This window comes from Halalkalicoccus tibetensis, from assembly GCF_037996645.1.
Taxonomy (GTDB): Archaea; Halobacteriota; Halobacteria; order Halobacteriales; family Halalkalicoccaceae; genus Halalkalicoccus; species Halalkalicoccus tibetensis.
Map to the genome: position 1 here is coordinate 24,937 of NZ_JBBMXV010000015.1, position 6,423 is coordinate 31,359.

Sequence of the window (6,423 nt, forward strand, 5' to 3'; positions counted from 1 at the left end):
GTTTCTTGTGCTAAAAACCGCCCTGCCGATATACTTCGGGCGGCCTATCGAGTCAGTCGCTCAGTTCGATCAGTCGCCGTCTTCGCCGCCACCGTCGCCACCGTCTCCTGCGAGGGTCGCGTTGATGGTGAGATCACCAGTGAGATCTTCTTCCGGCTCATCCGTGGTATCGATCGTGATGCCGGTCGATTCGGAACTCCCCGGCGAGAGACCGCTGAAGGACGATGGGTCGAACGAGATCTCATCGACATCGCTGTCGATCTCGATGTCGATATCGTTCGCCGATTGGTTCGTGAACGTGAGGATCTCATCGATCGTCGTCGTTGCCCGCTGATTGACCCCTTCACCGTCTGCTCCGTCGAGCTCACCCATTTCGAGGGTCACGACCTCGACACCACCAGCGACCTCAGTCCCAGTATAGTCGGGGTGCCCTTCGATACCCAGATATGCGCTCGCGTCGCCCGCGATCGCGATAGAGACACTACGATCCGCATCCGTGCTCGCAAACGCCCCCGTGCCGAACAGTACGCCGCTTCCCACACTCATTCCACCTAAGCCAATTAGTACATTTCGTCGGTTCATTATATGGTAGTTTACGCGGTAGGGATCCTACCACGGTTATATTAGTAATAGAGCGCTACCCACATAGTATCAAGGTGCCTGACTTTTTTCTGGCAGACCCTGAACCCCTTCAGGGACACCCTGAAAATGCTATTCGACCGATCAACGTATTGCAAAATATAGATATGATGACTACGACGTATCTGCAATCAGCTGAATGAAGAAATCAGTCCTCCACCTCACCCTCTGTAGGACTCGACTCGGTCGTCAGATGCGTCGGTGGTGTGTATACGTATCGTGTCGAACCGTTCACGAAGTGGTAGACTGGCAACTGCTCATCCTCAATTACACGACTGTTCGTATCGATCGCCGCATCGACGAGATCCGCGAGTGAGTTGACAGTCGTGGTCGGCAACTGCAGATGCTCTTCCGGCATCGTCCCCGTCGAGATCCAGTCATCGAACCGCTTGCGTGCCCGTTGCTCCTCGTACAGCCGTAGGCGATCGGGTGCTGGAGCTACTCTTCCGCGTGAACGTACAACAGCTAGTCCGACAACAGCTACCAGCGAACCAAGGGCCAGTAGCGGTATGACGATACCACTGAAAACACTCGGCGGGACACTGTCGGTCGATGTTTCAATAACCTCCGTTGGCTCGGTTTCGGTCCTCTCGTCGACACGGACCAACCCACTTTGGGGATCCATCACTAGTTCATTCACCTCCTCTCGCTCTATTTCCTCCCCAGCAAGGTCTGTCGTAACGGATGTCGTTGCGACGACCGCGATTTCTGTGTCGCCGGGGAGGCTCCCCAGATCGTCATCGGGTCTCTGTTCAGGAGTCCGAAGAATCTCGTTGATAGTCCACAGCTGGTGTTCGAGATCCGCGATCGCCACCCCGAATGGAATCGTGTGTTCACCAGAACTCCCCTCTTGTTGAAGTGTCTCTTCACCAACCGTTTCTGACTGGCGCCAATGTTCGAGAAGCACTTCGTCGTCGTTATCGATCTCCTCCGTCGAACGAAGGACTAGCTCTAAATCCGTTTCTATCTCGACGTCGGTGGGCTCCGTAGTCTCGTATTCATAGACGAACTCCCCATCGACTACCGGTGTTGCACGATAGAAATAGACCGACTGATTCTCCAATTCAGTGCCGGCAGCATAGAGTGGATTGTCCTCGGGGGCCGTCGCCGAATGCTGGAAGTCGACCGTCGAATCGTAGACAGCGAGCGTTTCCTCGTCCGTCTCGGTCTGCTGGTCAGTATAGGCGACGTACGTCACCCAGCCACTGATGAGCAGACAGACAAGCAAAACGGCGATGACGAGTGTAAAATACCTGTCGAGGTAATATCGAAGCTTGAACTCTGGGTCGGAGACGTTTTGATCGTTCATTCGTAGCGAGCACCTGGAGACCGGTCGCGATCCGTGATCCTGTCTATCGTCTCATCCGCTCTCTCACGACTCGAAACACGGATCTTGCCGTACTGCTTCCGTTGTTTGCATCTACCTCGCTGTTCGTTCACTCGATTAGCTATCAAGTATGTATTATATATAAGTCCATAGATATAGACATTTTCATTGTAGTAGTATCTGATAGAACAGGTTCCTCCAGCCTGATTGAATCGGCGATCGGGATATCCCCGGTAAGTATTGACCCCCTCGGAAGTCGTGCTTCCACCGGGTAGCGATTCGGATCATTTGAACTGGACTGGAAACCAGCCCATCGAGAACTGTTTGATCACATAGAGATGGACGATCGAGGAACTACCAAATACGGCGGTGATCAGTACTGCCCATATAATATCTGGGAGCTGCGGTGGGTAGACATCGAAGTAGACACCGATGAGGGTTATCGTGCTGATCACAGACAGCCCGAAGTAATAGACTGCCCACGAGACCGTACCGGAGGGCACGATATCCATATATATCGTTATGTCCGAGCCGTCTTCGGTAAGTTCGACTGTTCGTCCATCATATTCAATGACGTTCGCGCGCGCCATCATCGGGAGGTGAACCTGTTGTAAGGAGGTGTAGATCCGTTTTCGCTCCTTCCCAGTCAGTTCGGCGACTTCCTTTTCCTGCTCGGTAGCCGCGATCTCCTGTGCGAGGTCCGAAAGGCTCACCGGCTCTACCGATTGCTCACAGATCTCTATCACTCGCTGCCGACGATGGCTACTCAGGACCTGAAAAATCTCGTTTTGCGAGAGTGATCGGTCTTCGGTTTCATCCGCTCCCATCTGTTCATTGGATAATACTCCGAGAGTGATAAATAAGTTTGTATGACATATATTGTATGAGTTTCATTCTGTATTACATGATAGAGATAGTATGTATACCGGAGGATATATGTCTGTACAAGATTATTATCGGATAGATTCCATTGGTTGCCTTGAGTCTACGTAAATGGACCTTTCTCGGTCTCATTGGAGTCGTGCTGCTGCCACTGATTGGTGGGGGACTGTTAGGGCAGCCGATCGGACTGGGTTTCGTCGAAACAGGGAGCATGGAACCGACGATCGATGCAGGGGATGGGTTCGTCGCCGTTCCAGGCTTGCTAAGCGGAGAAGTCGAAGAGGGTGACGTTATCGTGTTTGAAGCGACCAACGTCCAGGGCGGTGAGGTGACGACACACCGTATCGTTGGCGAGACCGATCACGGGTATATCACACAAGGAGACGCTAACCCGTTTTCCGACCAGAGCCAAGGGGAACCCCCAGTGACGGACGGTCAGATACTCGCGACTGCCCTGCAGATCGGTACTACCGTCGTCGTCATACCACATCTCGGAACAATGGTGCTGTTTATGTCAAATATACTCACTAGCATGTCCGCCGTCCTCTCACAGCTATTGGGGAGACCGATACCAGGGGGTGCCGCCGGATTGGGGTATCTCTTCATCGGTCTCGGCGCTGTGGTTCTCGCTGTGACGATACTCCGTGGTGAGGACCGGACGCGGCGCTTTCGGTCCCGGTCCCGTTCACGACGCGGCGTTCTCTCCCGTCGTCGCCTCGTCGTTCTGATCGTTATCGTCGTATCGATGCCATTAGTGGCGGGTATGGCCATCCCGTCGGGCGTTCACGAGTACGGGATCGTGAGCGCGGAACGCGACTCGCCAGCATCCCATGTCATCGAAGCGGGCGAAACTAGCCGTGATACACATACGGTTCCGAACACGGGGGTCGTTCCGACGGTCGTGGTCACCGAACCGGCAAGCGAAGGGATAGCGGTCGACCGCTCCGTAACCCATCTCGGGGCTCGCACCTCAGCTGACGTCACCGTCGAGATCGAAGCACCGCCGGAGACGGGCTACTACTACAGACATCTCGCGGAGTATCACTACCCAATCGTCCTCCCGCCATCGTTGCTCATCGCGCTTCACGGCATCCACCCGTTGGTCGCAGGAAGCGCTATTCTGGCTACTGCTGCCGGGATTCCCGCCCTCGTTGCGTATCTCGTCCTCGAACCCGGTCGCTACAGAACGCGATCACGGTCCCGATAAATCCCCGAACTCGAAACGGACTCGGTGTACTACTGCTGCTCCCCAGTTTCACAAGCTACGGTATCGGACTGGGCCTGCACGACCAACGCGGGATCGTCGCCGATGTCACCCGTCACCATGACGAGGTTCGAACCGACGACCTCGGCCGCTATCGCGTCGACATCGACGAAGCGTATGTCGACGGGTTCTCCTCCGAGGTGGAATCGAACCACCGGATCACCTTCTTCGGCCGTTCCCTGTTCGACCTGTAAGGAGGACACAGCAGGCACCGAGGGATCGTCGGCGCCACTTTCGATGTCAGCCATGGGGAGTTCGAACGCGATCGTTTCGGTGTCGTCGTCATTCTCGTGGATATACTGCTCAGGGATAGGGGTCTGAGTGCCCTCCTCAGGGTCGATCGGCTCGGCTTCTTCGGGGAGATCCTCGACATCCGGTTCGCTATCGTCTCGTTCGGGCTCCCGGTCGGGTTCGTCAGCACCTGACTCAGTCTCCGTCTCATCGGCTTCGTCCGGCGGCTCGGTTAACTCGGCTTCGTCGTCGTTCTCTGCTAGGCGTTCGCTGATGGAGATCTCACCCGCGGGTTGTTCAGATTCAGCGAGGTTGACCGCGGCGTCGGATTCGCCTTCGACGACGATCTCGGTACTCTCGGACTCACTGTCGCTCCACGCCGTACACCCTGAAACTGCGAGAGTAATACCCAGAGCAAAGACGGTGATCATCCGCCAGGAAATAGCTGTCATGCTATAATGTAATCTATACGAGCAAATAAATATTGTCTATATTTAATTCAGAAGAATAATTATATTGTCATATAGTCATTTGGGCACTGTAGCTTCTAGGTATTTCAGTAACGTACGGAAACACCTGTGCCGACAGCTGTGCTCATTGCGCTTCAGCCCCCTCCGTGTCGGGGTCGTCCGATGCGTCAGCGTCCGCTGGTTCTTCCGGAGCCGGTTCCTCCTCGGCCGGGGTCGGACCGAACGCAGGATCGAGCGGCGCGATCTGCCGCCCTATCGTGACCGGGCTGTGCGCGCTCGTTCGCTTGCTCCTGGGCGCGGTCGAGACCTTACGGCTTGTCATTTGACGAAACAACGGCATCGGTGTCCTCGTCAGCCACGTCGACGACTGCGACGGATTCAGAATGTTCCAGACGTACCCTCGTGGGGTTGAAGCGTCCCAGAAGCCGGGAATCGAGGCATTACCCCGCGTTCCAGGTGTACCCGTATGGTTGCAGTGCGAGGCTAGCGTCCCGATCCCCTTCACGCACCTGTTCCAGACGAACCATTGTAGGGTTCAGTTGTATCGTCTGTTGAGAGCATACTGATTTCACCAGACTCCCAAAATAACCTTGTACAACAACTGGCTACTTGAAAAGGATATTGTTGTATTTACCATATCACACCGTGCTGTGATACGCTCACGAAGCCAGAACCACCAACTTCGGTTTCATTCATCATACTACCACTAAAACTCAAGATTCCCTCTACACCTGCTGCTACTACGACTTTGCTTGCGCGGTTCGCTTTCGCGGACTATTCTTGTCGATGTGGCGTTATCCGCTCGAAATCACGCCTTCTGCATAGGTTGGACCACTCTCTCCATCACAACGATCGTGATGAGCTGTATATTTCGTGGCGGCCTCTGGATCGATGACGATGAGCTTCTTCCCGCGCCGCTTCTTTTGCTCGACATCCTTTTTGCCGAGGTCATCGAGGAAGTTCATCACGCGGGCCACAGTTTGAGTGTGTGGACGCTTTCCTTCCGAGGCGGTTAACACTCGCTTGATCGCTCGGCTATCGATGACGAGGCCAGCAGGGACCTTCTCGGCGTAATCGCGCACGTCCCGCGCGACGAACCGGGCGCGCTCTTGATTCACTGTCAATTCCCGATCGGCAATATGCTCGGGAAGCCCGCAAATGCGTTCAAGCGGTGTCTGACTGTCCTGCGACCCCGTTTTGTCCCCGTCTACCCCTGGGGTTTCGTGGCCAGAGTCGGGTTCCAGTTGGGAAACCTCGTCGTCAAGTTCACTAATCCGATTGTGGGCGCCGCCGATGTTCGAGGATTGAATTTTAACCTCTGTCTCTAATCTTTCGATCGTTTCGGCTTGCTGTTCAATCCGCTTCGCTTGCTGCTCGACCGTCTCTTGGAGATCGGCGACGTTTTCGGCGAGCTGTTCGACGGCACTTCTGTCCGTAGCGTCGGCTGTTGTGCTCATAGCTGATTGACAAAGCCACGGCTCGCGAGGGGCAATCTATAAGCACCTACCCGGACAAAGAACGGATGTGCCAAGTCGCGTTCCTTGTCCGGGTCGGCGCGGTGCCGCCCTCCGCTTCTATTGTTCCGTAGCTTTGCGTATCACCTCACAACC

The 6,423-nt window shown here is 55.0% G+C and carries 6 protein-coding genes; 1 reads left to right on the forward strand and 5 read right to left on the reverse strand.

Features of this window, described 5'->3' with window-relative positions; genetic code table 11:
- Window positions 1-69: 69 nt before the first annotated feature.
- The 3 genes from WOA58_RS19005 to WOA58_RS19015 all read right to left on the reverse strand — a co-directional run bounded on the left by WOA58_RS19005 (window position 70) and on the right by WOA58_RS19015 (window position 2,793).
- Complete coding sequence (locus WOA58_RS19005; protein ID WP_340605838.1) at window positions 70-540, reverse strand: hypothetical protein; 471 nt, start codon at window positions 538-540, stop codon at window positions 70-72.
- A gap of 247 nt (window positions 541-787) precedes the next feature.
- Entirely contained in the window at window positions 788-1,948 is a 1,161-nt protein-coding gene (locus WOA58_RS19010) for a DUF5305 family protein (RefSeq protein WP_340605837.1), read from the reverse strand.
- A gap of 302 nt (window positions 1,949-2,250) precedes the next feature.
- The gene (locus tag WOA58_RS19015) at window positions 2,251-2,793 is read right to left on the reverse strand and encodes a DUF7344 domain-containing protein (protein WP_340605835.1); all 543 of its coding nucleotides are present in this window, start codon (window positions 2,791-2,793) and stop codon (window positions 2,251-2,253) included.
- A 194-nt stretch (window positions 2,794-2,987) separates the two neighbouring features.
- On the opposite strand from WOA58_RS19015, the gene WOA58_RS19020 reads away from it, so the two are divergent.
- Window positions 2,988-4,055 carry a signal peptidase I gene (locus WOA58_RS19020; protein WP_340605834.1) on the forward strand — a complete coding sequence of 356 codons (1,068 nt, stop codon included), beginning with the start codon at window positions 2,988-2,990 and terminating at the stop codon, window positions 4,053-4,055.
- A gap of 29 nt (window positions 4,056-4,084) precedes the next feature.
- Here WOA58_RS19020 and WOA58_RS19025 read toward each other — a convergent pair whose 3' ends face one another.
- Both WOA58_RS19025 and WOA58_RS19030 read right to left on the reverse strand, forming a co-directional pair.
- Window positions 4,085-4,795, reverse strand: a complete 711-nt coding sequence (locus tag WOA58_RS19025) for a hypothetical protein (RefSeq protein WP_340605833.1) — start codon at window positions 4,793-4,795, stop codon at window positions 4,085-4,087.
- A gap of 812 nt (window positions 4,796-5,607) precedes the next feature.
- Complete coding sequence (locus WOA58_RS19030) at window positions 5,608-6,270, reverse strand: hypothetical protein (protein ID WP_340605832.1); 663 nt, start codon at window positions 6,268-6,270, stop codon at window positions 5,608-5,610.
- Between the last annotated feature and the right edge of the window lie 153 nt (window positions 6,271-6,423).